General features: G+C 41.6%; 21 protein-coding genes. 16 read left to right on the forward strand and 5 right to left on the reverse strand.

Translation table 11 applies throughout. The features are described 5' to 3' along the window. Nucleotides 1-169 precede the first annotated feature (169 nt). The 3 genes from ACFQ1M_RS10920 (at nt 170) to ACFQ1M_RS10930 (ending at nt 2,989) form a co-directional block, all read left to right on the forward strand. On the forward strand, nt 170-1,033 hold the full coding sequence (locus ACFQ1M_RS10920) for a sigma-70 family RNA polymerase sigma factor (protein ID WP_386408102.1): 864 nt from the start codon (nt 170-172) through the stop codon (nt 1,031-1,033). Nucleotides 1,034-1,361: 328 nt separating this feature from the next. Next, nucleotides 1,362-2,018 (forward strand): ribulose-phosphate 3-epimerase, encoded by a 657-nt coding sequence (gene rpe / locus ACFQ1M_RS10925; RefSeq protein WP_386408106.1) that lies wholly within the window; start codon nt 1,362-1,364, stop codon nt 2,016-2,018. Then, entirely contained in the window at nt 2,018-2,989 is a 972-nt protein-coding gene (locus ACFQ1M_RS10930; protein WP_386408108.1) for a YpdA family putative bacillithiol disulfide reductase, read from the forward strand. The genes rpe and ACFQ1M_RS10930 overlap by 1 nt, the downstream gene beginning before the upstream one ends. Before the next feature lie 7 nt (nt 2,990-2,996). Here the strand turns inward: ACFQ1M_RS10930 and ACFQ1M_RS10935 are convergent, their stop codons facing one another. Then, nucleotides 2,997-3,803, reverse strand: a complete 807-nt coding sequence (locus tag ACFQ1M_RS10935) for a zinc-dependent peptidase (protein WP_386408110.1) — start codon at nt 3,801-3,803, stop codon at nt 2,997-2,999. A 396-nt stretch (nt 3,804-4,199) separates the two neighbouring features. Further along, a complete protein-coding gene (locus ACFQ1M_RS10940; RefSeq protein ID WP_386408112.1) occupies nt 4,200-6,581 on the reverse strand; it encodes a LamG-like jellyroll fold domain-containing protein in 2,382 nt (793 codons plus the stop codon). Nucleotides 6,582-6,754: 173 nt separating this feature from the next. Between ACFQ1M_RS10940 and ACFQ1M_RS10945 the strand changes: the two genes are divergently transcribed. Then, the gene (locus tag ACFQ1M_RS10945) at nt 6,755-8,791 is read left to right on the forward strand and encodes a M3 family metallopeptidase (protein WP_386408114.1); all 2,037 of its coding nucleotides are present in this window, start codon (nt 6,755-6,757) and stop codon (nt 8,789-8,791) included. A 7-nt stretch (nt 8,792-8,798) separates the two neighbouring features. Here the strand turns inward: ACFQ1M_RS10945 and ACFQ1M_RS10950 are convergent, their stop codons facing one another. Further along, nucleotides 8,799-9,182, reverse strand: a complete 384-nt coding sequence (locus ACFQ1M_RS10950) for a rhodanese-like domain-containing protein (RefSeq protein ID WP_386408116.1) — start codon at nt 9,180-9,182, stop codon at nt 8,799-8,801. 94 nt (nt 9,183-9,276) lie between these two features. Between ACFQ1M_RS10950 and ACFQ1M_RS10955 the strand changes: the two genes are divergently transcribed. From ACFQ1M_RS10955 to ACFQ1M_RS10985, 7 genes are all read left to right on the forward strand, one after another. After that, nucleotides 9,277-9,780: a GbsR/MarR family transcriptional regulator gene (locus ACFQ1M_RS10955; RefSeq protein WP_386408118.1), complete on the forward strand. Its 504-nt coding sequence runs from the start codon at nt 9,277-9,279 to the stop codon at nt 9,778-9,780. A 54-nt stretch (nt 9,781-9,834) separates the two neighbouring features. Beyond that, a complete protein-coding gene (locus ACFQ1M_RS10960; RefSeq protein WP_386408120.1) occupies nt 9,835-10,215 on the forward strand; it encodes a hypothetical protein in 381 nt (126 codons plus the stop codon). 39 nt (nt 10,216-10,254) lie between these two features. Then, a complete protein-coding gene (locus ACFQ1M_RS10965; protein WP_386408122.1) occupies nt 10,255-11,088 on the forward strand; it encodes a DCC1-like thiol-disulfide oxidoreductase family protein in 834 nt (277 codons plus the stop codon). 47 nt (nt 11,089-11,135) lie between these two features. After that, nucleotides 11,136-12,050, forward strand: a complete 915-nt coding sequence (locus tag ACFQ1M_RS10970; protein WP_386408124.1) for a TIGR01777 family oxidoreductase — start codon at nt 11,136-11,138, stop codon at nt 12,048-12,050. A gap of 11 nt (nt 12,051-12,061) precedes the next feature. Further along, a complete protein-coding gene (locus ACFQ1M_RS10975) occupies nt 12,062-12,547 on the forward strand; it encodes a hypothetical protein (protein ID WP_386408126.1) in 486 nt (161 codons plus the stop codon). 121 nt (nt 12,548-12,668) lie between these two features. Then, nucleotides 12,669-13,223 (forward strand): sigma-70 family RNA polymerase sigma factor, encoded by a 555-nt coding sequence (locus ACFQ1M_RS10980; RefSeq protein ID WP_386408128.1) that lies wholly within the window; start codon nt 12,669-12,671, stop codon nt 13,221-13,223. A 25-nt stretch (nt 13,224-13,248) separates the two neighbouring features. Further along, nucleotides 13,249-13,506: a hypothetical protein gene (locus ACFQ1M_RS10985; RefSeq protein ID WP_386408130.1), complete on the forward strand. Its 258-nt coding sequence runs from the start codon at nt 13,249-13,251 to the stop codon at nt 13,504-13,506. Here the strand turns inward: ACFQ1M_RS10985 and ACFQ1M_RS10990 are convergent, their stop codons facing one another. Continuing rightward, on the reverse strand, nt 13,507-14,322 hold the full coding sequence (locus tag ACFQ1M_RS10990) for a hypothetical protein (RefSeq protein WP_386408132.1): 816 nt from the start codon (nt 14,320-14,322) through the stop codon (nt 13,507-13,509). It abuts the gene before it with no gap. A 138-nt stretch (nt 14,323-14,460) separates the two neighbouring features. On the opposite strand from ACFQ1M_RS10990, the gene gcvP reads away from it, so the two are divergent. Next, the gene (gcvP, locus tag ACFQ1M_RS10995; protein ID WP_386408134.1) at nt 14,461-17,310 is read left to right on the forward strand and encodes an aminomethyl-transferring glycine dehydrogenase; all 2,850 of its coding nucleotides are present in this window, start codon (nt 14,461-14,463) and stop codon (nt 17,308-17,310) included. 10 nt (nt 17,311-17,320) lie between these two features. Beyond that, on the forward strand, nt 17,321-17,824 hold the full coding sequence (locus tag ACFQ1M_RS11000; RefSeq protein ID WP_386408136.1) for a cupin domain-containing protein: 504 nt from the start codon (nt 17,321-17,323) through the stop codon (nt 17,822-17,824). Here the strand turns inward: ACFQ1M_RS11000 and ACFQ1M_RS11005 are convergent. After that, nucleotides 17,821-18,561, reverse strand: a complete 741-nt coding sequence (locus ACFQ1M_RS11005) for a slipin family protein (protein ID WP_386408138.1) — start codon at nt 18,559-18,561, stop codon at nt 17,821-17,823. The genes ACFQ1M_RS11000 and ACFQ1M_RS11005 overlap by 4 nt on opposite strands. A 306-nt stretch (nt 18,562-18,867) precedes the next feature. Here ACFQ1M_RS11005 and ACFQ1M_RS11010 point away from each other — a divergent pair, with 306 nt between their 5' ends. From ACFQ1M_RS11010 to ACFQ1M_RS11020, 3 genes are all read left to right on the forward strand, one after another. After that, entirely contained in the window at nt 18,868-19,716 is an 849-nt protein-coding gene (locus ACFQ1M_RS11010; RefSeq protein ID WP_386408140.1) for a hypothetical protein, read from the forward strand. Between the two features lie 258 nt (nt 19,717-19,974). Then, nucleotides 19,975-21,033, forward strand: coding sequence for a 3-oxoacyl-ACP synthase III family protein (locus tag ACFQ1M_RS11015; protein ID WP_386408142.1), 1,059 nt, complete (start codon nt 19,975-19,977; stop codon nt 21,031-21,033). A gap of 65 nt (nt 21,034-21,098) precedes the next feature. After that, complete coding sequence (locus ACFQ1M_RS11020) at nt 21,099-24,023, forward strand: sensor histidine kinase (RefSeq protein WP_386408144.1); 2,925 nt, start codon at nt 21,099-21,101, stop codon at nt 24,021-24,023. The last annotated feature ends 108 nt before the right edge of the window (nt 24,024-24,131 follow it).

Consider the following 24,131-nt stretch of genomic DNA (forward strand, 5'->3'; position numbering starts at 1 on the left):
CATTTTAATAAATCTAGGGTCATTTGATGCGACATCCAAAACCCGACCGACCATATAAAAAAATAAAAAAGTGAACTTCTTGTAACATTTTCTTCGACTTATACGTATAACCACATACGCTATGAGAATTAAAAAGTATTCACGTAACAAAAATCAGGAGAAAAATTAGATGAGACAGCTAAAAATTACGAAGCAGGTAACCAATAGGGAGACTGCATCGCTAGACAAATATTTGCAAGAAATTGGAAAAGTTGACCTGATCACCGCCGATGAAGAGGTGGAATTGGCGCAGCGGATCAAAGCTGGCGACCAACGTGCATTGGAGAAATTGACCAAGGCCAACCTTCGTTTTGTGGTATCTGTTGCTAAGCAATATCAAAATCAAGGGTTGACACTTCCCGATTTGATCAACGAAGGAAACTTAGGTTTGATCAAAGCAGCACAACGTTTTGACGAAACGCGTGGTTTCAAATTTATCTCGTACGCAGTATGGTGGATCCGTCAATCGATCCTTCAAGCATTGGCTGAGCAGTCTCGTATCGTTCGCCTACCATTGAACAAGATCGGTTCTATCAATAAGATCAACAAGACCTTCGCCTTCCTAGAGCAAGCTCACGAACGTACACCAAGTGCCGAAGAGATCGCGAAAGAGTTGGATATGACCGTTTCTGATGTGAAACAATCCATGAAGAATTCTGGTCGTCACGTATCGATGGATGCCCCATTGGTAGAAGGTGAGGATTCTAACCTGTACGACGTATTGCGTTCTGGTGAATCACCGAACCCAGATAAGGACCTGTTACACGAATCACTTCGTACAGAGATAGAGCGCGCTTTAGAAACATTGACTCCTAGAGAAGCTGATGTGATCCGCCTGTATTTTGGTCTTGGCAATCAACATCCAATGACATTGGAGGAAATTGGAGAAACTTTTGATCTTACTCGCGAGCGTGTTCGTCAAATAAAAGAGAAAGCGATTCGCAGATTAAAGCATACCTCTCGAAGCAAGATCTTGAAGACCTATTTAGGGTAATCACACGGCATTTTATATAAATTCATTTCGAATTTGTATATTGTGCATAGAAAATATTACAGCAACAACAGTTTATCATAACTGTTCGTTTTTTGATTGATGAATGGAACCTCGGCTGATTACCGGGGTTCTTTTTTAATAGAAACTTTTGCTTTCATTCCTGTGAACCCGCCTGTCGGCGATTAGGGACAGAAATCTCCCTTTAGTTCCATTCACATTTTCCATCACCAAAAAGGCATAAGATCGCAAGCCATTGAAATGTAGGTTCAAAATGCCTAATGCAACTCATAAATTTGCTGTATTTTTGTCGCTTAACAACACAACGACAATGACAAAATTGATTGCTCCTTCCATTCTGGCGGCAGACTTCGCCAATCTTCAACGCGACATCGAAATGGTAAATCAAAGTGAGGCCGATTGGTTTCATATCGACATCATGGATGGTGTTTTCGTGCCTAATATTTCCTTTGGGATGCCAGTTTTAAAGGCCATTTCTAAACACGCCAAAAAGACCATCGATGTACACCTGATGATCGCAGACCCCGATCGATATATTCAAACCTTTGCCGATCTTGGAGCCAATGTGCTCACCGTTCATTACGAGGCCTGCACGCATTTGCATAGAACCCTGCAAACGATCAAGGCCGCAGGGATGGAAGCGGGTGTTGCCTTAAATCCTCATACCAATGTGTCGCTATTGGAAGACGTGATCAAAGATATCGACCTGGTTTGTATCATGAGCGTAAACCCAGGGTTTGGCGGGCAAAAATTCATTCAAAATACCTATGACAAAGTTGCAAAGCTCAAAGAGATCATCGTAAAGCACAATGCCACTACAAAAATTGAGATAGATGGTGGCGTCAATGCCGACAATGCCGAAGCACTGGTTAATGCTGGTGCTGATGTCCTGGTCGCGGGAAGTTTTGTTTTTGGTAGTGCAGATCCTCTGGCGACCATCAAAGATCTAAAACAAAAGGTGAACTGATGAACCCTTTTGACCTGATCATCGTTGGCGGCGGTCCAATCGGAATTGCCTGTGCATTAGAAGCCAAGAAAAAGGGATTGTCACATTTGATCATCGAAAAAGGCTGTATCGCCAATTCACTATATAATTATCCATTGAATATGCAGTTCTTCTCCACTTCGGAGAAACTGGAGATCGATGATATCCCATTTATCAGTAAAGAGGCCAAACCAAAGCGGAATGAAGCCTTAGAGTATTACCGCAGGATCGTCACCTCCAACGAGCTGAACATTCACTTATTCGAAAAGGTGGAAGCGATCACCAAAGTCCTCGACACATTCGAGGTCGTCACTTCCAAGAGTGAATACAAGGCAAAGAACATTGTTATCGCCACCGGATTTTACGATCTGCCAAATCTTATAAATGTACCAGGTGAGGAACTCCCCAAAGTATCCCACTATTACAAAGACCCTCATTATTTTGCAAAACAAAAATTAGCGGTGATCGGCGCCAGCAATTCTGCAGTGGATGCCGCCCTTGAATGTTACCGAAAGGGTGCGGAGGTTACCATGGTGATCCGCGGACCAGAAATAGGCAAACGGGTCAAATATTGGGTGCGCCCTGATATTTTGAATCGGATCGAGGAAGGCAGTATCAAAGCATATTATAACAGTACTTTAAAAGAGATCTTGCCCAAAGCATTGATCATAGAAACCGAAGAAGGAATGATTAAGATTGAAAATGACCACGTCTTAGCACTCACGGGCTATATGCCAAACTTCGAGTTTCTAAGAAAATTGGGGGTTCATCTATCCGACGATGACAACTTATATCCTCAATACGATGAGAATACCATGGAAACCAATATCGAAGGGCTATATTTGGCAGGTGTAATCTGCGGTGGGATGGATACCCACCTATGGTTTATAGAAAACTCTAGGGTACATGCAGCGACCATCGTCAAGGCCATTTTAGAGAAGGTAGATAGATAGATAACTATCAATATCCTGCATAATCGAAATTGAGCATTCTTTTCACCTTTTCATAGACCTCTGGGAATTCTCTTCTAAATTCATTCGGTGTTTCTATGAAATTTTCCAACACAACCGCCACAAATTCAAATTTGTTGGTAAACGCGTAATCTCTGAAATAATCGCTCCCTTGAAGTTTAGTTCGCAGTTGTTCGTCTAAGAGCATCAACTCTAACTCTCTAAATCCGTCAGAGAAAATCGTGGAGCTTGTGTCTCTATTTTTTATACTGCTTAGATGAATGGCATGCGCGAACTCATGAATTCCCAAATTGCGATTGTCATTTTCTACATCAAATCCTTTTTTAAAATCTTCCCAAGAGAAAACCAATGCCTTGAACTTGGGATTGAACTCTCCAATATGATACTCGCCATTAAATCTCGAATAATACCGTGTTGGATAAATGATGATCTTTTCGACCAGGTCCAACATATACTCCCGCATCCCAAAAGTGAGCATGATCGCCGTAGCAGAGATCAAGATCTTCAGCTCATCGGTGATCTCTAAACCTTCTCGGCCCTCGAAGCTTTTTTCATTTAAAAAAGTAGCCAACCGATGTTCAAAAAATTCCTTGTTCCTAAAATCCAATTTGGTGAAAAATGGGAATCGTTGTTCTAGAATATACCGTTGTTGATTACTGATAGATGCCCTAAAAGGGTAAAAGTGTATGAAGAATGGCCTCCCACTTTTTCGCGCATATATGGTCTCTATAAACCTAAAACCATGATAGGATATGAGACATACGAGGAAACCGGCTAGAAAATAAGCAAAATACATAATTCTATGTTTGGGGCAACTAACGGTTAAAGAATGAAACTAATTAAATAAGGCCAATAATTCAAACGTATTAACTTTATTTTTATGATTCGCGAGGAAAAAAAACCGCCTGGAGAAGATCCAGGCGGCGTAATAACTGCGATAGGTATTACCATACGGTAATTATTTGCCCCAAACCTAAAAAGCAGCTACACTTATAGTTGATGCAAATATAGGATCCTTTTTTAAACTACGAGCCAAACTGCATAAATTATCGGTGATTGTCATCAATATATCGATAACAGGTAAATCTTAATGTTTTTATCAGAGCGTCACAACATTTTGAAAATCTGAAAAATCCTCCCTAGTCCCTCCTACAAACAAGGCGAAAACAATACGATTCATCGTCATTTTTTATCACTTGATGAGCTTTCTGAATATGGTTTTACCATTATCCAGTTTCAGATTGAGAATAAATATGCCTCGCGATAATCCAGGAACAAAGTACCGGCGCTCTTCGAAGACATTTTGAAAGACCTTTTTCCCTGATATGTCATATAATTCCAATACTCCTGTATCTTCAATATCCGTATCAACGATAAGTGAGTGATCATCGAAGGATACCGATACTCGTGGATTATCATTCTGGAACATATCATCCTCTACGCCCAAAACGCTGGTATCTTGAAAGTTCAGCACAAATCTTTCATTATTCTCTTGAACCGATGTATTAAAAAGATAACCTCCCGCTCTAAGGTCTGCGAACACACCGAGTTCTTTGTCTTCAAGAATGACCTCCACTTCTTCATTTAGATAATGAAGGTCGATCTCGATCGTAAAATTTCCAGCGGTCGCAGTTTTAAATCCCAATGGGATGGAAACATCCTCCCCATTGAGTTCCGCCCTCGCCTGAATAGCTAATTTCCTGTCAACTAATAATGAGTAAAACTGTAGCAGATAACCCTCATCCAAATAGCGACCATCGTATTTTTCGTCATAGCCATTGGTAGCCTCCTCCAATAAACCCAACAACAAGGTGCTGGTTCTATCTGCGTTGGACAACTTTAGCCAAATTCGTCCATCCAAATCGGACGTTCTATCATCACTTCGGAAAAACTGACTGTTATTGGAAACCACTCTGTGTGTATTCTTAAAGGTCAAAGTGCCAGGTTGAAGGGATTCGGTAAATACCCCTTGGGCAGTTGAAATAAATTCGGTGGCTCCTGGCGGATTCGAGCCTGTGCTATTAAAGGTGATATAATCAGATTCTTGATTGTTGGCCCCTGTGACGGTTTGGTTCCAATAGTACATGGTTCCAGTAATTACATCAGAATTGTCTTCATAAAGCTTGAACCAATCGATTGCCGAAGCGTAGGGATTTCCTATAAGATTAAAATTATCGGTTGGACTATTAAAGTAAATGGGCAAATCGATAATTCCATTATTCAATCTTCCTCCAAAGGTCCTTGTCTGTGTACCGGCCATATCATCTGGCCGAACAAAAATTCCCTCACCTGGGATCATGGCGTAGCTTCCGCCTCGCTCTACATAAACTCCTGGGTTGGCACTCGCATCCCAAGAAAATGCTCGAATCGGCCCTGCAAAGACTTGACCCAGTGTTGCTTCTGCCGAGAAAACTGGTGTTGACCAAATGGAGAAAAAGTCAGCGCTTGGATAATTGGGAGAATCCCTAACTACAAAAAAGGTTCCGCTTCCAGCAATGGCATCACAGTTGTTGTACAACAAGGAACCATCGTCGGTAACGGTGATCAGACCATTATTAGTTAGATCATAGTACACATTTAGTGTTCCTCCAGGACTGATTTCCAATTGAACCCCTGTAACAACGGTAAGCTCTCCTATCCTTATCTCAGAAGCGATTTCCGGATAGTTTCCCGAAAGAGGAATAGTAATCTTCTCCAACTTATTAGATAGTGGTGCGCTGCCCCCTACCCAATTGCTCCCTGTATTCCAATCCGTGCCTGTAGCACCCGACCAGGTGTAGGTTACATTGTTTCCATTACCTTCAACAGAAGCACTCAGCGTGGTGAGACCATTTGGAACATAGGTCAGATCTCCTGCATCTAAATACGCAACAAGGTCAGTCCCTGAAATCAAAAGGGACTCTTTGTTGTTATCGATCTCTGTTTGCGTTCTAGGAGTGTTCCATATTCTGAAGAGTGAAAGGTCGCCGTTGAAGTTATACGCATTGGCGTCGCTGGCGCCGAAAGTTCCATTATAGGTTTCGGCAGTCGAACCTCCCACCGAGCTGGCCGTCCAGGTCGTTCCCGATGGAAAACGAAGGTTCCCCCCATTATGTCCAATACTGATGTTACCGCTCCGATTATTGACCTGCGTGCCTATTTGATCATCTTGAAGTACTCCATCCAAATACCACCGAAAGTCGACATCGGTACCAGTGTCACTTAATACCAAAGCAACGTGATGCCAAGTATCTACCGCTAATGTTCCTATACCAGACCTAAATAGCCTTCTATTTCCAACTGCACCCGCATTGCTGCGATACGCTCCTAAGTACAATTGATCATTCTCTAGGTAGAAATATAACGCATGAAGTTGACTCCCCTCTTCATATATCACTTGCCGAGTAGTAATGTCCGAGGCTTTGAACCAAAATTCGACCGTTCTGTTTCGTGTATTTTGTAAATTTATAGCGTCGGTATTCGGAATGGTGATATGATCATCCGTACCGTTCAAATGGAAGTCGATGCCACATGGTTGAGCGTAAATCGTCAACATTCCCAAACTAAAAATAAGGAGTAAATGTACTTTCTTCATATCCACTACAATTAATTATTAAAAAGGATAAATGCGTTCAATAGGGAGAAAGTCGGGGAAGTCTATTTGTAGGAAGTTCGATCAAACGTTGAGACTCTTCGTTTAAATACATACATTTGATACAAAATTATTAAAAAAAACGTACAAAAACCTCTTTATCAGCAATATATTATATGAATGTCTTAACATCACCATTTGAAACCGCTTTTAGCACTGCACCATTTTCCAAAATAAAGACAACCGATTTCCTGCCCGCGATAAAAACGGAAATTACAAAGGCGAAGATCGAGATCGAAGAGATCACCTCTAATACAGCACCAGCTTCGTTCGAAAACACCATTGAAGCACTCGAATTCTCGGGTGAACAGTTAGATCGAATCACCAGTATTTTCTTTAATCTTAACAGCGCTGAGACAAACGAGGAGATTCAAAAGATAGCACAGGAGGTATCGCCGATGTTATCGGAGTTTGCAAATGATATTAGGCTCAACGAGAAATTGTTTGAAAGAGTTAAGGCGATTTATGAGCATAGAGCATCCTTACATCTTACCAAGGAACAAGCGACCTTGCTTGACAAGAAGTACAAGAGTTTTTCTAGAAATGGTGCCAATTTACCAGAAGAGAAGAAACAAAAACTACGAGAAATTGATAAAGAATTGTCAAAATTGAGCTTACAATTTGGTGAGAATGTCCTTGCCGAGACCAATAAGTACGAGCTTCATATCACCGATGAAAGCGATCTTTCTGGTTTGCCCGATGGCGCAATTGAAGCCGCTGCAGCCCTCGCAAAGAACAAGGAAAAGGAAGGATGGGTCTTTACATTGGATTATCCCAGTTACATTCCATTTATGACCTACGCCGATAATCGGGAATTACGTGAAGAATTATCCTTGGCATTCGGAAGCAAAGGTTTTCATGAGGATGCGTTGGATAATCAGAAAATTGTACTGAGAATTGCAGCGTTACGCCACCAAAGAGCTCAGCTTCTCGGTTATGAAACACACGCACATTTTGTACTCGAAGAGCGCATGGCCGAGACACCAGAAAAAGTAACATCATTTTTGCATGACCTTTTAAAAAAGGCAAAGCCAGCTGCAGAACGCGAATTTGCACAACTTCAAAACTTTGCCAAGGAACTAGACGGAATAGACCAGTTACAAAAGTGGGATGGTGCCTATTATTCCGAAAGGTTGAAACAAAAATTATTTGACCTGGATGATGAAAAACTAAAACCTTATTTTAAGTTAGAAAATGTCGTCGATGGAGTATTTGGAGTTGCCAAAAAGCTCTTCGGCCTAAATTTCGAGGAGATCTCGGATATCGACATCTACCATCCAGAGGTGAAAACTTATAAGGTGACCGATGAGAAAGGTGCATTCATTTCGATATTATATGCGGATTTTCATCCGAGACCCGGAAAACGTAACGGAGCTTGGATGACGAGCTACAAGCCACAAATGATCAAAGATGGCCAAAACGAGCGTCCCCACATTTCCATTGTTTGTAATTTCACAAAACCTACCGAAACCAAACCTTCTTTGCTAACCTTTAACGAGGTCACGACCTTATTTCACGAATTCGGTCATGCCTTGCATGGGATGTTGGCAAACACCACCTACCCTAGCCTGAGTGGCACTAGCGTTTATTGGGACTTTGTAGAACTACCGAGCCAAGTATTGGAGAATTGGTGTTATGAAAAAGAGGCCCTAGAACTTTTTGCCAAGCACTACGAGACAGGCGAGGTCATCCCAATGGAATATGTTAAAAAAATAAAGGAGTCCTCCACCTTTATGGAAGGAATGCAAACACTGCGTCAGATAAGCTTTGGACTGCTAGACATGAGTTGGCATGGAACGGACCCTTCCAATATCAAGGATGTAAAGGCATACGAGCAAGCGGCTTTTTCTAGCACCAAACTGTATCCTGAAACGCCTCAGACATGCATGAGTACTGCCTTTTCACATATTTTCCAAGGTGGCTACTCTTCTGGGTACTACAGTTACAAATGGGCAGAAGTGCTGGATGCAGATGCTTTTGAATTTTTTAAGGAAGAAGGGATCTTCAATAAGACCGTGGCTAACAAATTTAAAGAAAATGTGCTCTCTAAAGGAGGTACAGAAAACCCGATGGAACTTTATAGACGCTTTAGAGGTAAAGCACCTCAACCCGAAGCCTTGTTAAGACGTGCTGGTCTAATAGAGAGAAAATAATGTACTATTATTGGTCCTTTACAATGGGCCTATTGGCTTCTTCCCAAGCCATAAGACCTCCTTTTAGGTTAATGATGTATCGAAAGCCTAAAGAATCCATCTGAGTGGCAGCTTTCGCACTTCTTTTTCCCGAACGGCAATAAATATAGATAGGTGTTTGTTTGTCATATGTAGAAATATCCTTCGCGAAGTCGTCGTTAAAATAATCGATGTTAGCGGCACCAGCGATGTGCCCATCAGCATATTCTTCAGGGGTTCTCACATCGACCAATGTAACATTTTTAGTCGTGTTATTTGCAAAATTTTCAACATCGAGCATGGTGATCCCAACAGGATATTGCGCCTTGCAACTTAACAAAAGTAGCCCTAGTATGAGTAGTGAGCGTTTCATGAGAACATCTTTTTCCTAAAGTTACAAATTCTATCAGTCAAAATAAAACTTTCAATAATTTTTGAAAGTTTAAAATTTATCTTATATTTGTTGTATGGAATTCAAGGACGCAAAGAACAAATTCATACAAACATGGGGAGCCCTCGGCTCTCAATGGGGAATCAATAAGACCATGGCACAGATTCATGCATTGTTGATGATATCGGACGATCTGCTTTCCATGGAAGACATTATGGAGGAACTGCATATTTCTCGAGGAAATGCAAGCATGAACCTTCGCGGACTCATCGATTGGGGAATTGTTTTCAAGGAGTACAAACCTGGAGAACGCAAAGAATTCTTTTCCGCTGAGAAGAATATAGACGAATTGGCCAGAAAGATAGCGAGAGAGCGAAGTAAGCGGGAGATAAAACCAGCCATTAGAGTGCTAAAGGAGGTCTCGCAGATTGATGATGAGAACAATTATGAAGCTAAAGTCTTTAAAGATAAGACCGCAGAACTCTATGATTTTGTCTCAAGAGCCGACAATATGATGGAAAAGATCACCGAACAAAAAGAAAATTGGGTCACAAAGACCATATTCAAGTTAATGTCTTGATATATTTTTTAATTATATATTTCAATAATTATTGAAAGTTTAAAACATTTAATCATGAAAACCCTGTTCAGAATCAACGCAGTACTTTATTTTATCACCTTAGGCCTTTATCTCACCCTCTCTTTGGGCATGTTGGCGCAGATCGTTCTGGGAATCGTTCAAGTCCTTTCCGCGGCCTTCATCATTTATAAATTCAAAGGTTTTCCAAAGAAGGTCTTTAACGAACTTAGGATCTACTTTTTGGCCGTCGCGTTGGATGGGCTGACCTTTGCCACTATTGCTAATATGGAAATAAACAGCTATCTGCCATTTATGTTGACGCTCTTTGTATTTCCCATGTTGATCGCCACCTTTTTTGTACACATCACCCACAAATTATATAAAGCGAAAACAATCGAAGACCAGATCGATGAAATTGATATGCTGGGCATTTAGAAAAGTTACTTGATCGTCTTCTAATCCTATTCTGAAAGTATGAAAACACTAACCGATCATACCCTTATCTATGACAAAGACTGCCCTATGTGCGTCGGCTATACCTCAGCATTTATAAAGACCGGTATGCTAGATAATAACGGACGGGAAGCATTTTCTGAAATGAGTTCGCAGACCCAAGCTGTTTTAAGTATTGAAAAGGCGGCTGATGAGATCGCTTTGGTAGACCGCACTACGGGAAATGTACTTTACGGTATAGACAGCATGCTCAAGGTCATAGGGAATGCCATCCCTTTAGTGGCCATTGTCGGACACTGGCGACCGATCAATTTTCTATTGAAAAAAATATACAAGTTCATTTCTTACAATAGGAAGGTCATTATTCCTAACATGCCAAGACCTAATAACACATTACAATGTGTCCCTACCTTCAACTATACCTATCGCTGGTTGTTTATTATCGTTGCTACGATATTCACAGGTCTTATTTTGAACAGCTATGGGAATGTATTAGCAGCATTCCTTCCAACGGCTGGATTATCGAGAGAGTTGTCGATTGCTTCAGGACAAATTGCTTTCCAAGCACTCATCTTACAATCCTTTAGTAGAAAAACGATTGTGAACTACTTAGGAAACATGACGACTATCTCACTTGGCGGGTCTTTGCTGCTAAGCGTCTATCTACTATTCAACAGCTTTATTTCTCTAACACCATTTATCGGATTGCTTTGGTTTGGAATCGTCTTCACTCTCATGCTAATAGAACATATTAGGAGGGTGAAACTACTGGGATTACCATCACTGTTAACAATCAGCTGGGTATTGTACAGATGTTTAGTTCTAATTTTAATCTATTTTGATAGCTATCATTGAATTCCCGCTCCGAGGACTCGGGACAGGAATGACAAAATAATCGACTTATGAACAACATAGTCATCGCAGCTGGCACCGGATTTTTAGGGAAGGTCCTTACCTCCTACTTCAAGGATAAGGTCGAGACCATTATTATTCTCACTAGAGGCAAAACGGTCAAGAGAGATAACGTACAGTTCCTACATTGGGACGCAAAGACCCTTGGTGACTGGTCAAATGCCTTGAACGATGCAGATGCGCTGATCAACCTCGCAGGAAAATCAGTAGATTGTCGTTACAACGAGAAGAACAAAAAGGACATCTTAACGTCGAGAGTCGATAGCACTCGTATTCTGTCTACGGCTATCGACCAATGCACGAGCCCACCAAAAGTTTGGCTTAATTCTTCCACAGCTACCATATACAGACATTCGACGGACAAGCAGATGGATGAATACAAGGGTGAGATCGGTGACGATTTCTCTATGAATGTTGCCAAATCCTGGGAGCGAGCCTTCTTTGAGGCGGAAAATTCTGGAGTAAGAAAAGTGGCTCTTCGCACATCAATTGTACTAGGAAAAGATGGAGGCGCATTTGTGCCGATAAAAAAACTCACACAGTTCGGTTTGGGTGGCAAACAAGGTGATGGACACCAAAAAGTAAGTTGGTTACATGAGCTGGACTTCGCCCGTGCCATAGAATTCATCATTGAAAAGAAAAGTATTGAAGGTGTCATCAATTTGGTAGCTCCTAGACCTACCGATAATAAGACGCTTATGAAAGTCTTACGTAAATCCTTGGGAATGCCCATCGGTATCCCTACTCCCGAGTGGTTGCTTCACATTGGTGCCCGTATCATTAGAACAGAACCAGAACTTGTCCTCAAAAGTAGAAATGTCATCCCAAGACGTCTACAGGAAGCTGGATTTGAACATTCTTACCCAAACTTGGAGTTAGCGATAAGATCACTTACCAAAAACTAAATAAAGACACTATGGATATTCTAGCCGATTGGGAAAAGATCCGCATCCACTTCAGTAAAAGCTTTAGGCGCAACCTACATGTTGCGATCGCTTCGGTAGATGCAGAGAACAATCCGACCACTACTCCTGTGGGCTCACTCTTCCTAAATGCCGACCAAACGGGATTCTATTTCGAAAAATTCGTAACAAAACTGCCCGTAAATGCAACGACCAACAATAAGATATGCGTCCTCGGCGTCAACAGCAACCGATGGTTATGGATACGGTCGCTGTACGAAGGACGATTTAGACAGTATCCAGCACTAAAGTTGTATGGCGAACTCGGGGCGCTCAAGAAAGCCTCCGATGCTCAAATCAGGGCACTCGCTCGAAGAGTGCGCAGAACCAAAGACCTAAAAGGTCATAAGTATCTATGGGACGATATGATCTATGTGCGAGAAGTGACCTTTACCAAAGCCGAAAAAATAAATTTGGGAAAAATGACCAGAGGGTTATAGCAAATTTCTCTACTACAAAATAATCGAATTAAAGTCATCAAGCGGCGTTTGAAAACCCAGTTGATACGATAAATGGTTAGTTTTTCGTTACTTTTGAATAAAAAATAACAGCTATAACCCAATGCCACAACATCAGTTAGACCCTAATACTTGGATAGACCGTTATGCCGACTATCTATTTAACTATACTATTGTACGGGTAAAAGACAGGGAAACCGCCGAAGATCTGGTGCAGGAAACCTTCTTGGCGGGTCTCAAGTCTATGGAGAACTTTAAAGGAGAGGCCTCAGAAAGAACTTGGTTGATATCGATTTTGAAACGAAAGATCATCGACCACTATCGCAAGATCAATTCGAAAAAAGGGCAGGCCGAAGTCCGAATGAGTTATAATTCCGATTCAGAGTCAGAAGGAGATTGGCTCGAAGAACGTGTTGCCGATAAATTTGATCTGAATGCCGAAGATAGTATGCAAAACGAGGAGTTGGGCCTAGCAATTGAGGATTGTATCGGTAAGTTACCAGAAAAACAATCGACCATATTCAAGATGAAGACCATACAAGGGTACGACACCGAAGTTATCTGTAATGAATTGAACATCACCCCGTCTAACCTCTGGGTCATTATACATAGAGCCAGAACCGCATTGATGGGTTGTTTAGAGGAAAGTTGGTTTTAAAAAAGAACAAAGATTGAATGATAAGATGAGTACTAAAAAGAGTTTTTTATTTATTAGTTGCGACGAAGCAAAGCAGATCTGCGATAAGAGCCAATACGGCGAAGCTACCGTTTGGGAAAAAGTGAAGCTGAACATTCGTCTTTCTTGGTGTAAAATTACACGCGCCTACAGCCGTCGCAATGCCAAGCTCACACAATTGGTAAACAAGGCCCATCTAGATAGTCTAGAGCCAGAATGTAAAGACCGAATGAGAAAAAAGTTACAAGAAGAACTTTCCAAGTAATTAATTGAAATATAACAAGAGGAGCATCCAAATGACAGGAATGCTCTCGACAAAAAAACCACTGTAATAGGTGGTTTGTTCTTTTCGTGCAAACACCAAAAAGAGCGCAGATATCAATACAATCACCATATTCACCAGCATTTCCCGCTCATATATGTCATTCTTCAAAAAACTTAAAAGGTAGAAGCTGAATAGCAAGCTAATCCCTAAAATCTTTGTTTTTCTAACACCGATCCGCTGTGGGATCGTCGCCAAGGCCAAACTATCAAAACTTAGGTCCCTGATCTCAAATGGCAACGTGATCACCAATACGAACAAAAACCGCTGTATGAGTTCGATCATCAGATCAGCTGTAAAACCCACTCCGCTATTCACTAAAGGAAGCCATACAGTAGTTGCTGCCCAGCACAGAGCCACAATGTATATTTTTAAACCCGATAGCATGCGCATACTTTTAGACCTTGGCAAAAAGGGTAAGATGTACAGCAAACTGATCAAGCCGATACCAGCAGCCCATAGCAAAGTGCCTATAGATAAACGCACCGCATAAAATACTGTGAGTCCAAAGGCGACAAAGCTCAAGACCTGTATCCAACGAACATAGGTCGTCCTTACAACAAAAAATTTCTTAGCATTACTGCCATACTTGATAAAGTTATAGCTCACAATGCTGCCATAAAATATAAAATAGCACAACGCCTCGCCATACAAAATGTTGAAGCTTTCTAAGGTAATCCTGACCAAGGCATATATCGCTAAGGCCACATGGATACTGCTGTCCAAATAAAAGTTAAAAATTTGCTTTAACCAGCGCATTCAACAAAGTTATATCAAAGTGTTCATAACCCTGTATTTTCGTTAAAAACTTTAACTTTCACAACCGTTACGAAAACGTTTTAATAACATTTTAAATACGTATTTTTGACACGCTAAAACACAACTTTATTTGCTATAATGAGAACTGATTCTTTTGCACTTCGTCATATTGGGACAACAGAGAAAGATCTACCACATATGCTAAAGACCATTGGTGTCGACTCCTTAGACCAACTGATCTATGAAACCGTTCCAGACAACATTGTACTTAAAAAGGAAATGGACTTGCCGTCTGCATTGAGCGAGCATGAGTTTTTGAGCCATATCTATCAGCTCAGCCTTAAGAATAAAGTAAATAGATCCTACATTGGTCTTGGATATCATGAGGCGATCACCCCTGCGGTCATCCAACGAAATATTCTAGAGAACCCTGGGTGGTACACGGCCTACACGCCCTATCAGGCCGAGATAGCGCAAGGACGTTTAGAGGCTTTGCTCAACTATCAAACCATGATCACCGACCTTACTGGAATGGAATTGGCCAATGCCTCGCTTTTGGATGAAAGCACAGCAGCTGCAGAAGCAATGGGAATGTTGTTCTCGGTGCGCTCGCGAGAGCAAAAAAAGAATGAAGCGGTCAAATTCTTCGTATCGGAAGAAATACTCCCACAAACCCTCTCACTTCTTAAGACAAGAGCCATACCCCTCGGCATCGAATTGGTCGTTGGGAACCATCAAGCTTTTGATTTCTCAGCTGAGTTTTTTGGCGCCATTCTACAATACCCTGGCAAATATGGACAGCTATTTGACTATGCAGATTTTGCGGGGAAAGCAAAGGAAAAAAATATCAAAGTCGCCGTCGCAGCGGATATTTTGAGCCTTGTATTGCTTGAAGCTCCAGGTAAATGGGGTGCCGATGTAGTGGTCGGAACCACTCAGCGTTTTGGCATTCCACTAGGTTACGGTGGTCCACACGCGGCATACTTTGCAACCAAGGAGGAGTACAAACGAAATATACCAGGGAGGATCATCGGAGTTACAAAAGATACCGATGGCAATCGCGCCTTACGAATGGCCCTTCAAACAAGAGAGCAACATATAAAACGTGATAAGGCAACCTCCAATATCTGCACCGCGCAAGTGTTGCTTGCAGTGATGGCAGGAATGTATGCTGTATATCACGGTCCCGAAGGATTGAAGTACATCGCAAAAAAGGTACATCAGAGCGCCACTGCCCTGACAGACGCTTTGGAAAAATTAGGATTTTATCAAGCCAACACGGCCTATTTTGATACGATCCAGGTCAAAACCAATGCAGCAGCAGTGAAGCTGAAAGCGGAGGTCAAAGACATCAATTTCCTGTATATCGATGATGAGACCGTTGGGATTGCTATTAATGAGGCGACCACGTTAAAGGATCTGAATGATATTGTTTCGGTTTTTGCCGAAGCCATTGGAAAAGACCCTATTTTGATCGAATCCCTGAATGGTGGAAATGCGATCATCGATTCGGTAGCGAGGAGCAGTGATTTTATGACCAATGAGATCTTTAATCGCTACCATTCCGAGACCGAATTGATGCGTTATATCAAAAAACTAGAAAGAAAGGACCTTTCGCTCAATCATTCCATGATCTCTTTAGGCTCTTGCACAATGAAGCTGAATGCTGCGGCTGAAATGCTTTCATTGAGCAATCCGCAATGGGGCAATATTCATCCCTTTGCTCCACTTTCTCAGGTCGAAGGCTATCAGAGCATGCTAAAACGCCTAGAGGAACAACTAAATGAGATCACTGGATTTTCGGGCACCTCGTTACAACCAAACTCTGGGGCTCAAGGTGAGTTTGCTGGGTTGATGGTGATACGAGCGTATCATCATTCTCGAGGCGACCTTGAAAGAAATATTTGCTTGGTTCCTGCATCGGCGCATGGCACCAACCCAGCATCGGCGGTGATGGCCGGTATGAAAGTGGTCGTTACCAAGACCGCTGAGAATGGCAACATCGATGTTGATGACCTTCGTGAAAAAGCGGAGAAATACAAAGATCATCTCGCAGCATTGATGGTCACATATCCGTCCACACATGGCGTATTTGAATCTTCGATTCAAGAGATCACCAAGATCATTCACGATAATGGAGGGCAGGTATATATGGATGGTGCCAATATGAATGCCCAGGTAGGACTTACAAATCCGGCCACCATTGGTGCCGATGTATGTCACCTTAATTTGCACAAAACATTTGCTATTCCACATGGTGGTGGTGGGCCGGGTGTTGGCCCGATCTGTGTCGCAGAACATCTAGTGCCCTTTTTACCGAGTAACCCAGTAGTGACCACAGGTGGCGACCAAGCGATCACAGCCATTTCAGCCGCTCCTTGGGGAAGCGCATTGGCATGCCTTATCTCGTACGGATATATTACGATGCTAGGCGCAGAAGGATTGAAAAAGGCAACCATTTATGCCATCTTAAATGCCAATTACATCAAAGACCGCTTAGAGGGTCATTATGAAGTTCTCTATAAAGGAGAACGCGGTCGTGCTGCGCACGAAATGATCATCGATTGCCGTCCATTTAAAGAGCACGGTATCGAAGTCGTGGACATCGCCAAGAGATTGATGGACTATGGTTTTCACGCGCCTACGGTATCTTTTCCGGTCGCAGGTACGATGATGATAGAACCTACGGAAAGTGAGAGCCTTACAGAATTGGACCGTTTTTGTGATGCCATGATCTCTATAAGAAAGGAGATCGCAGAGGCGAGCAAAGAAGACGGAAACAATGTGTTGAAGAACGCTCCGCATACACAGGTAATGCTGACTTCTGATACTTGGGATCTTCCTTACAGCAGGCAAAAAGCTGCTTTTCCATTAGACTTTGTATCAGATAATAAGTTTTGGCCAAGTGTGCGCCGTGTAGATGACGCCTATGGCGACCGTAACTTGATATGCACCTGTGCGCCTATCGAAGAATATATGGAAGCTTAGTCATTCTTTGATGAATAAGGCAAAGGATATTATTGAAAAACTGCAGTTGCAGCCACATCCTGAAGGAGGCTACTTTAGGGAGACCTACAGAAGTGCAGGCGTCATCACCGAAGAGAATTTAGGTGAAAGCTACCAAGGTAGTCGGAACTATTGCACCTGCATCTACTTTCTGCTGACGTCAGATAACTTCTCTGCCTTTCATCGAATTAACCAGGACGAGATATGGCACTTTTATGATGGTGCTCCGATTCTCTTACACCTAATTGCACCTAATGGTCGTTACAGCAGTATCACTATCGGCAATGCGCTCGAAAAAGCTCAAGTCCCACAATTCATTGTGCCAGGAGGCCATTGGTTCGCTGCCGAAGTGCCTACAGAAAACACCTTCAGTTTGGTAGGTTGTACGGTATCACCTGGATTTGATTTTCAAGATTTTGACCTGCCAATGCGGCAAATGCTAGTGGAAAAATTCCCTCAACACAAAGCCATCATCACAAAACTGACGCATGCTTAATCATCTTTTGGTTTTCTTGGCAACACTTCCTCTGGAAACGGGAAAAGAATAGTTGAATTCTTCTCGGCCGCGATATTAGAAAGTGTTTGATAAAGTCGCAACTTGATCGCCGAGGGCGATTGGTCGATCAATTTACCCGCTTCCAATAATTTCCCTGCGGCTTGTTCCTCGGCCAATGCCAAAATGATACGTGCCCTGCGCGATCGCTCGGCTTCGGCCTGGTTGGCCATCATACGTTTCATATTTTCTGGCAGTTGAATATCCTTGATCTTCACGTCGATGATGTCTATCCCCCATTCGCTGGTCTCTTGAACCACAATAGCCTTGATGTTCTTACCCATTTCTTCGCGCTTAGATAAGATCGTATCCAACTCAACCTTTCCGCATACATCTCGCAAGGCGGCCTGAGAAAGCTGTGTGATCGCAAATCTATATTCTTCCACCTCTAGAACGGCTTTTTCTGGATCGTTGATCTTAAAGAAGACAACACCGTCAATACTACACGGAACATTATCCTCTGTCATCACTTCTTGCGAAACAATGTTGATCGTTATCACTCGGATATCCACTATTTGAATCGTTTCAATGATCGGAATGATCCATCGAAAACCAGGCTTAAGGATCTTTACATATTTTCCAAATCTAAATTTTAAGGCTCTTTTGTATTCAAATATGACACGTATTCCTGTCAATAGAAATACAACGAATAGGACACTGATAATTGTTATAGGGTTCATACTATTTTGTTTGATGATTAGGAATAAGAAAACAGACGGTAAAAGTGCTGGTTAAAGCCATTTTATGAGGTTCCAACCAAAAGCGCTAGGTTCGTTTCATTAAAGACAAAAGGATCTTGGATTGATAAAGGGGATTCTCTTAAAGTTACGAAAATTAAGGCGGGCATGGAAACGATTGGACAGCTAATTGGTTTGGCAAATAATTCGACTAAAATAGCAACACGTCTAAAAAAAATGCAACACATCGTCAAGTATGGTCATTACCAAAAATAGTTTCTATTTTATAGCAGATAAAACCTCCCTTTCATGAAACATCCGATTCGAATCACATTCCTTTTTATCGTTTTCTCTTCGATCACTATTGCTCAGAGCAATCTTCCAAACGGCATCTGGTATGGTGGTGAGGGTGCATTTAGCTATGGAAACGCCAATGGCGTTTATATCTTTCAAGATGGCATGATATATAGAGCAGGTCTGATGAAAGATAAAGGACGATACGACATATGGACAAAAAATGATGAAAATACGGCGAAATATAATTTCAAAGAGGCAAGCCTTACCAACAACAACAATAGTAGCCATACTTGGATCAACACCTGTGATGGATGTCCATGGACGGAAACCCAGACTGGAAATTTCTTTTATCATGGCAATCCCTACATCTTAGAATATTCTTGGAAACGCTCGGTGAATAACAACAAGTCTCAAGATTGTTTCGACGAAAATGAGAACTGCTTTACAAAAAATGCTAAAGGATTTGCACGATTGGTTCCAATTTATATTAAAAGAGATGTGCCTGTTGGAGGGAAAGGCTCGAATACTGTAGAACTTTATGAGTTACGGGTCACTGACCAAACGACGGAGCTAACACTAAAATTTAATCAGTCCGATCTTGGAGGCACATTGCATCCTCCTGGTGGTGAGAAGGCTTACAAGATAATTGACAACACTGGCAAGGAATACAAGCTGCTAGCCCAATATGGCTGGAATGGAGACGGTTCCATGGGCTTCGGATATCAAAAGAAGATCCTTGCGTCCACTTATGTGATCCTGTTTTTTGAAAAAATTGACATCACCACCGTGAAAAATTTTAATTTGAAGGAAGGGAACTGTAGTGAACGCTGTTGGAATTTTTATGACATAAGAATTGAGTAAGAACAGCCTCGAAGTTTCTTGACAATCGTAATTTCTGTCGAAATCGGCTGGTCCTTACCTTATTCGAATAAGCGAGTCAATAATTACTTAAAATACTGATAGCAAGTTAGTTTAAACCTATTCATAAGTATGACGCCCTGTGTTTGACCATCGATAAATTGTGAAATCTACCTTTTGGGCATCGTAGCATATTTTATGCTAGCATAATATACTTACAATGGTTCTTCTACCTTTGTTTACAACCATCAGATACAAATTATGGGTATAAAGATCATCGGCACAGGAAGTTACCTTCCTTCAGAAGTAGAAAAGAACGAAGACTTCATTCAACAAGAATTTTTGAACGAAGACGGAACCCCTTTTGCTCAAGAGACCGGCGTTATCATTGAAAAGTTTAAAGCTATCACAGGTATTGGCGAACGTCGCTATGCCAGTAAAGAACTTAACGCCTCTGACCTCGCTTTCTATGCCGCGGAAAAAGCTATTGCAAATGCCAATATCGATCCAGAAACCATCGATTATATCATTGTTGCCCATAATTTTGGTGATGTGCGTCATGGAACCGTACAGAGCGATATGTTACCCAGTTTGGCATCGCGGGTGAAACATTTGCTCTGCATCAAGAATCCAAAGTGTATTGCCTACGACCTTATTTTTGGATGTCCTGGTTGGGTAGAAGGAATGATACAAGCTCATGCATTTATAAGATCTGGTATTGCAAAGAGGTGCATGGTCATCGGAGCCGAAACCTTATCACGTGTAGTGGATAAATTTGACCGCGACTCCATGATATTTTCAGATGGTGCCGGTGCCACGATCATCGAAGCAACCGATGAGAAAAATGGAATCTTAGCCCACGAAAGCGCCTCTTACACGACCGAGGAGGCCGGCTACCTCTATTTTGGAAACTCATATCATCCCGATGCCTGTCAAAAAACACGCTTTATTAAGATGCACGGGCGCAAGATCTATGAATTTGCACTTAGCAAGGTCCCTGCAGCGATGAAGGAGTGTCTAGACAAGAGCGGAAAAAAGATCGACGATGTAAAAAAGATCTTTTTACACCAAGCCAATGAGAAGATGGATGAGGCCATCGCAAAGCGATTCTTTAGATTGTATAAGAAACAAGTTCCCGAAGGTGTGATGCCGATGAACATCCACAAGCTCGGCAACAGCTCGGTCGCCACCATCCCTACATTGCTCGATATGGTACGGCACGATCAGATAGAGCGACAGGCCATAAATAAGGGGGATGTGATCATCTTTGCAAGTGTCGGCGCAGGTATGAATATCAATGCCTTAATTTACGAAGTGTAGATCGAATTGATTATTTTCGTTAGGCGATAGACTAGACGTGCTATGCTTCCCGTTATGGCTGCTTAATGAAAGAAACCCTCATATTCATACTGATATTTACCACAATGGCGGTACAGGCTCAGATTCCTGGGCTTACACAATTTACCATTGACAATGGTCTGCCAAGCAATACTGTTTACGATGTTATTCAAGATGAACAAGGTTTCATATGGCTGGCTACAGACAATGGGGTAAGCAAGTTCGATGGCAAGAGCTTTTCGAACTATGCCCTTGAAGATGGACTTCCAGACAATGAGATCCTGTATTTTTTCAAAGATTCAAAACAGCGAATTTGGCTCATCGCCTTCAACGGGAAAATAGGATATTACCATAACGGTCGCTTTCACAATGCCGACAACACTGAATTTCTGGGAAGCTTAACATTTCGCCAATATGTAAGCGATATCTATGAGGACTCTCGCGGAAATATTTGGTTTTACCAATTCAAGGATGGTGTGAAGACATTAGCAAATGACAATAGCGTTACTTCATTTGACAAAATCCCTCTAATTCACGAAAAAAAAGGCCCATATACCTGCATCTTATTCGCAGAGAAAAAAGAAGGGGAGGTGATTTTGACCCATCAAAATATTGCTGATCTAAAGAAGCACGACTTTGAGGATTATGATATCGAAACAAACAAGCTGTATACCCTTAACTTTAAAAAGGATGACCAGTGGGGGATTTCCGAAAATAGCACCCTTCGACCTAATGATGCTTCCTACCTTAAAGAAATGTATAATGTATCGTATCATGAGCGCATGAACAATCCGCAATACGGCTCGAATCCCCCATATTTTATCATGTCGAAATTCAGCAACGGTACCTTCTGGGTCACCAATTGTGAGAATGGTGTGAATATCTACGACCCATCTGCCGGACTTGATCGTTACCAAAAGATACTTCCAGACATTCGGTCGTCTAGAAGTTATGAAGATAGAGAGAAAAATGTATGGATCGGAAGTCTATCTAGCGGTGTTGTATTTCTTCCTAACCAAAATATTACTGGCTATAAGAACGGTACGGACAATGACCTTGTAAGTATTTATGTAGATAACGATTTTATCTATACCGGAAGTAAAACCGGCACTATCGAAATCTTAAAGAAAATATCATTAGAGAAAGTAGCGCAATTTAAAACATCAGAGATAGGTGCTGTTAATGAGATAAAAGCACACGCCAATAACGTTTATTTTCTCAGTGACAATTCGATCATAGCCCTTAACTCGGACCGAAAACCAAAAGAAATTTCTAGAAACGAGCTACGACCATTTATTGACTTTTCCGTTTTTAAGTCCATCGACTTTCAAAATGACTTCTGGTATACCGCCAATTCGTATGGGATACTGAGAATTCAACGGAAAGATCTTAGCCAAGAGGTCATATGGAACGAACGAGGCACAAATCTCCATCGCGCCAACAAAGACACCCTATGGATCGGGACCACCAATGGCCTTCACTATTACGACAATGATGCAGTGAAGAAATTAAGCACTGAAACGGATTTTGACCGTACAACCATCACAGAAATTGATTCTTACGGTAACAATCTCGTCTTTAGCTCCAATACATTGGGATTGGGGATACTCAATAAAAACGTCCTTACGTCCTATAATCGACAAGATGGTTTGCTGAGCAACAACATAAAATTTGTACATATTGACGACCATAACCATATTTGGATATGCTCCAATACAGGTATTAACCGTTTAAAATTGAATGCAGACAACTCCCTAGAAAGCATCGTTGCCTATACAATTTCCGATGGTCTCTATACCAATGATGTTCGTTCTTGCTATGTTTTTGAGAACAAATGCTATGTGGCCACTTCGAGTGGCCTGAATATCATAGATCTCAACAAAGAGCAACACGAGATCCTTCCACCAAAGGTTCATATCAATGAGTTTTATCTAAACAATGAAAAGTTAGATATCGATAGCACCTATACCTTTAGTTACGACCAGAAGAATATGGAATTTAAATTCGCGGGTATCTCCTTCAAAAGTATGGGGAATATAAGCTATGAATATAAGCTGGACGGGATAGAAAATAGCTGGCTTCGTACCACTAGCAATGTGGTGAGATATTCATCCTTGCCACCCGGAAATTACAAATTTAAGGTAAAGGCCATCGCAAAAGGCCAGGTAGAGAGTACAAGGCCAGCATGTATTGCCTTTAGGATAGCCCCACCATTCTACAAGAGAGCGTGGTTCGTAATAACGTGCTTAATACTGCTAATCAGTTTGCTCGGCATATTTATAGCAAGGCGAATACAAAGGCAAAAGAATATTGAGAGGGCCAAGGCAAAAATAGCCAGTCTCAAGTATCAGGCCTTGATGGCTCAAATGAATCCGCATTTCATAAAGAACATGCTTTTCAATATCAATGCCCAGTTGAAACAGGGTGATGGGACCAAGGCCGCCGAAAGTATGGATAAATTCTCCAAACTTATCAACTTGGTACTCAAGGCCACAAGATCAAATCTCATCTCTTTGAACGAAGAGATCGACACCTTACGATTATATATCGAATTACAACAAATTCGTCTGGGCAATTCATTCGACTACCAGATCCACACAGAAAACATCGATGAGCGTTTATTGAAAAAAATACACATACCACCAATGCTGCTGCAGCCTTTGATAGAAAACAGTATTCTTCATGGATTGAGAAATTACGAGCACGGCAACTTAGACATTCTTTTCACCTTGACCAACGACACCCTTACTTGCAAGATCTGCGACAAAGGAATTTTGAATGAAGACAGCTTGGCCAGCGATGCGGATTTCACTAGCTCGGGCATCTCTGTTCAAAACATAAAGGAACGACTCGCACTTATTAGCGATACAAATGATAGTGAAGACATGTTCTGTATCAAAACTTCCATTGATTTTCCTGGGAATAAGACAGGAAGCCTGGTCACATTGAAGATTCCCGCAATTATATTTTAACTTTGTACTACTTGGTACGATACATACACATTTTTGAAAGAATACAACAAATTTTGTAACAGATTCGTTGTTCACTCAACCAATCATGTTAAATAAAGCTAACAACCC

This window comes from Sungkyunkwania multivorans (assembly GCF_042675645.1).
GTDB classification, from domain to species: Bacteria; Bacteroidota; Bacteroidia; order Flavobacteriales; family Flavobacteriaceae; genus Sungkyunkwania; species Sungkyunkwania multivorans.

What these genes read in the sequence shown, in the direction of transcription:
- ACFQ1M_RS10920 (WP_386408102.1), top strand. Translation starts at nt 170, where the DNA reads ATGAGACAGCTAAAAATTACGAAGCAGGTAACCAATAGGGAGACTGCA.
- rpe (WP_386408106.1), top strand. Translation starts at nt 1,362, where the DNA reads ATGACAAAATTGATTGCTCCTTCCATTCTGGCGGCAGACTTCGCCAAT.
- ACFQ1M_RS10930 (WP_386408108.1), top strand. Translation starts at nt 2,018, where the DNA reads ATGAACCCTTTTGACCTGATCATCGTTGGCGGCGGTCCAATCGGAATT.
- ACFQ1M_RS10935 (WP_386408110.1), bottom strand. Translation starts at nt 3,803, where the DNA reads ATGTATTTTGCTTATTTTCTAGCCGGTTTCCTCGTATGTCTCATATCC.
- ACFQ1M_RS10940 (WP_386408112.1), bottom strand. Translation starts at nt 6,581, where the DNA reads ATGAAGAAAGTACATTTACTCCTTATTTTTAGTTTGGGAATGTTGACG.
- ACFQ1M_RS10945 (WP_386408114.1), top strand. Translation starts at nt 6,755, where the DNA reads ATGAATGTCTTAACATCACCATTTGAAACCGCTTTTAGCACTGCACCA.
- ACFQ1M_RS10950 (WP_386408116.1), bottom strand. Translation starts at nt 9,182, where the DNA reads ATGAAACGCTCACTACTCATACTAGGGCTACTTTTGTTAAGTTGCAAG.
- ACFQ1M_RS10955 (WP_386408118.1), top strand. Translation starts at nt 9,277, where the DNA reads ATGGAATTCAAGGACGCAAAGAACAAATTCATACAAACATGGGGAGCC.
- ACFQ1M_RS10960 (WP_386408120.1), top strand. Translation starts at nt 9,835, where the DNA reads ATGAAAACCCTGTTCAGAATCAACGCAGTACTTTATTTTATCACCTTA.
- ACFQ1M_RS10965 (WP_386408122.1), top strand. Translation starts at nt 10,255, where the DNA reads ATGAAAACACTAACCGATCATACCCTTATCTATGACAAAGACTGCCCT.
- ACFQ1M_RS10970 (WP_386408124.1), top strand. Translation starts at nt 11,136, where the DNA reads ATGAACAACATAGTCATCGCAGCTGGCACCGGATTTTTAGGGAAGGTC.
- ACFQ1M_RS10975 (WP_386408126.1), top strand. Translation starts at nt 12,062, where the DNA reads ATGGATATTCTAGCCGATTGGGAAAAGATCCGCATCCACTTCAGTAAA.
- ACFQ1M_RS10980 (WP_386408128.1), top strand. Translation starts at nt 12,669, where the DNA reads ATGCCACAACATCAGTTAGACCCTAATACTTGGATAGACCGTTATGCC.
- ACFQ1M_RS10985 (WP_386408130.1), top strand. Translation starts at nt 13,249, where the DNA reads ATGAGTACTAAAAAGAGTTTTTTATTTATTAGTTGCGACGAAGCAAAG.
- ACFQ1M_RS10990 (WP_386408132.1), bottom strand. Translation starts at nt 14,322, where the DNA reads ATGCGCTGGTTAAAGCAAATTTTTAACTTTTATTTGGACAGCAGTATC.
- gcvP (WP_386408134.1), top strand. Translation starts at nt 14,461, where the DNA reads ATGAGAACTGATTCTTTTGCACTTCGTCATATTGGGACAACAGAGAAA.
- ACFQ1M_RS11000 (WP_386408136.1), top strand. Translation starts at nt 17,321, where the DNA reads ATGAATAAGGCAAAGGATATTATTGAAAAACTGCAGTTGCAGCCACAT.
- ACFQ1M_RS11005 (WP_386408138.1), bottom strand. Translation starts at nt 18,561, where the DNA reads ATGAACCCTATAACAATTATCAGTGTCCTATTCGTTGTATTTCTATTG.
- ACFQ1M_RS11010 (WP_386408140.1), top strand. Translation starts at nt 18,868, where the DNA reads ATGAAACATCCGATTCGAATCACATTCCTTTTTATCGTTTTCTCTTCG.
- ACFQ1M_RS11015 (WP_386408142.1), top strand. Translation starts at nt 19,975, where the DNA reads ATGGGTATAAAGATCATCGGCACAGGAAGTTACCTTCCTTCAGAAGTA.
- ACFQ1M_RS11020 (WP_386408144.1), top strand. Translation starts at nt 21,099, where the DNA reads ATGAAAGAAACCCTCATATTCATACTGATATTTACCACAATGGCGGTA.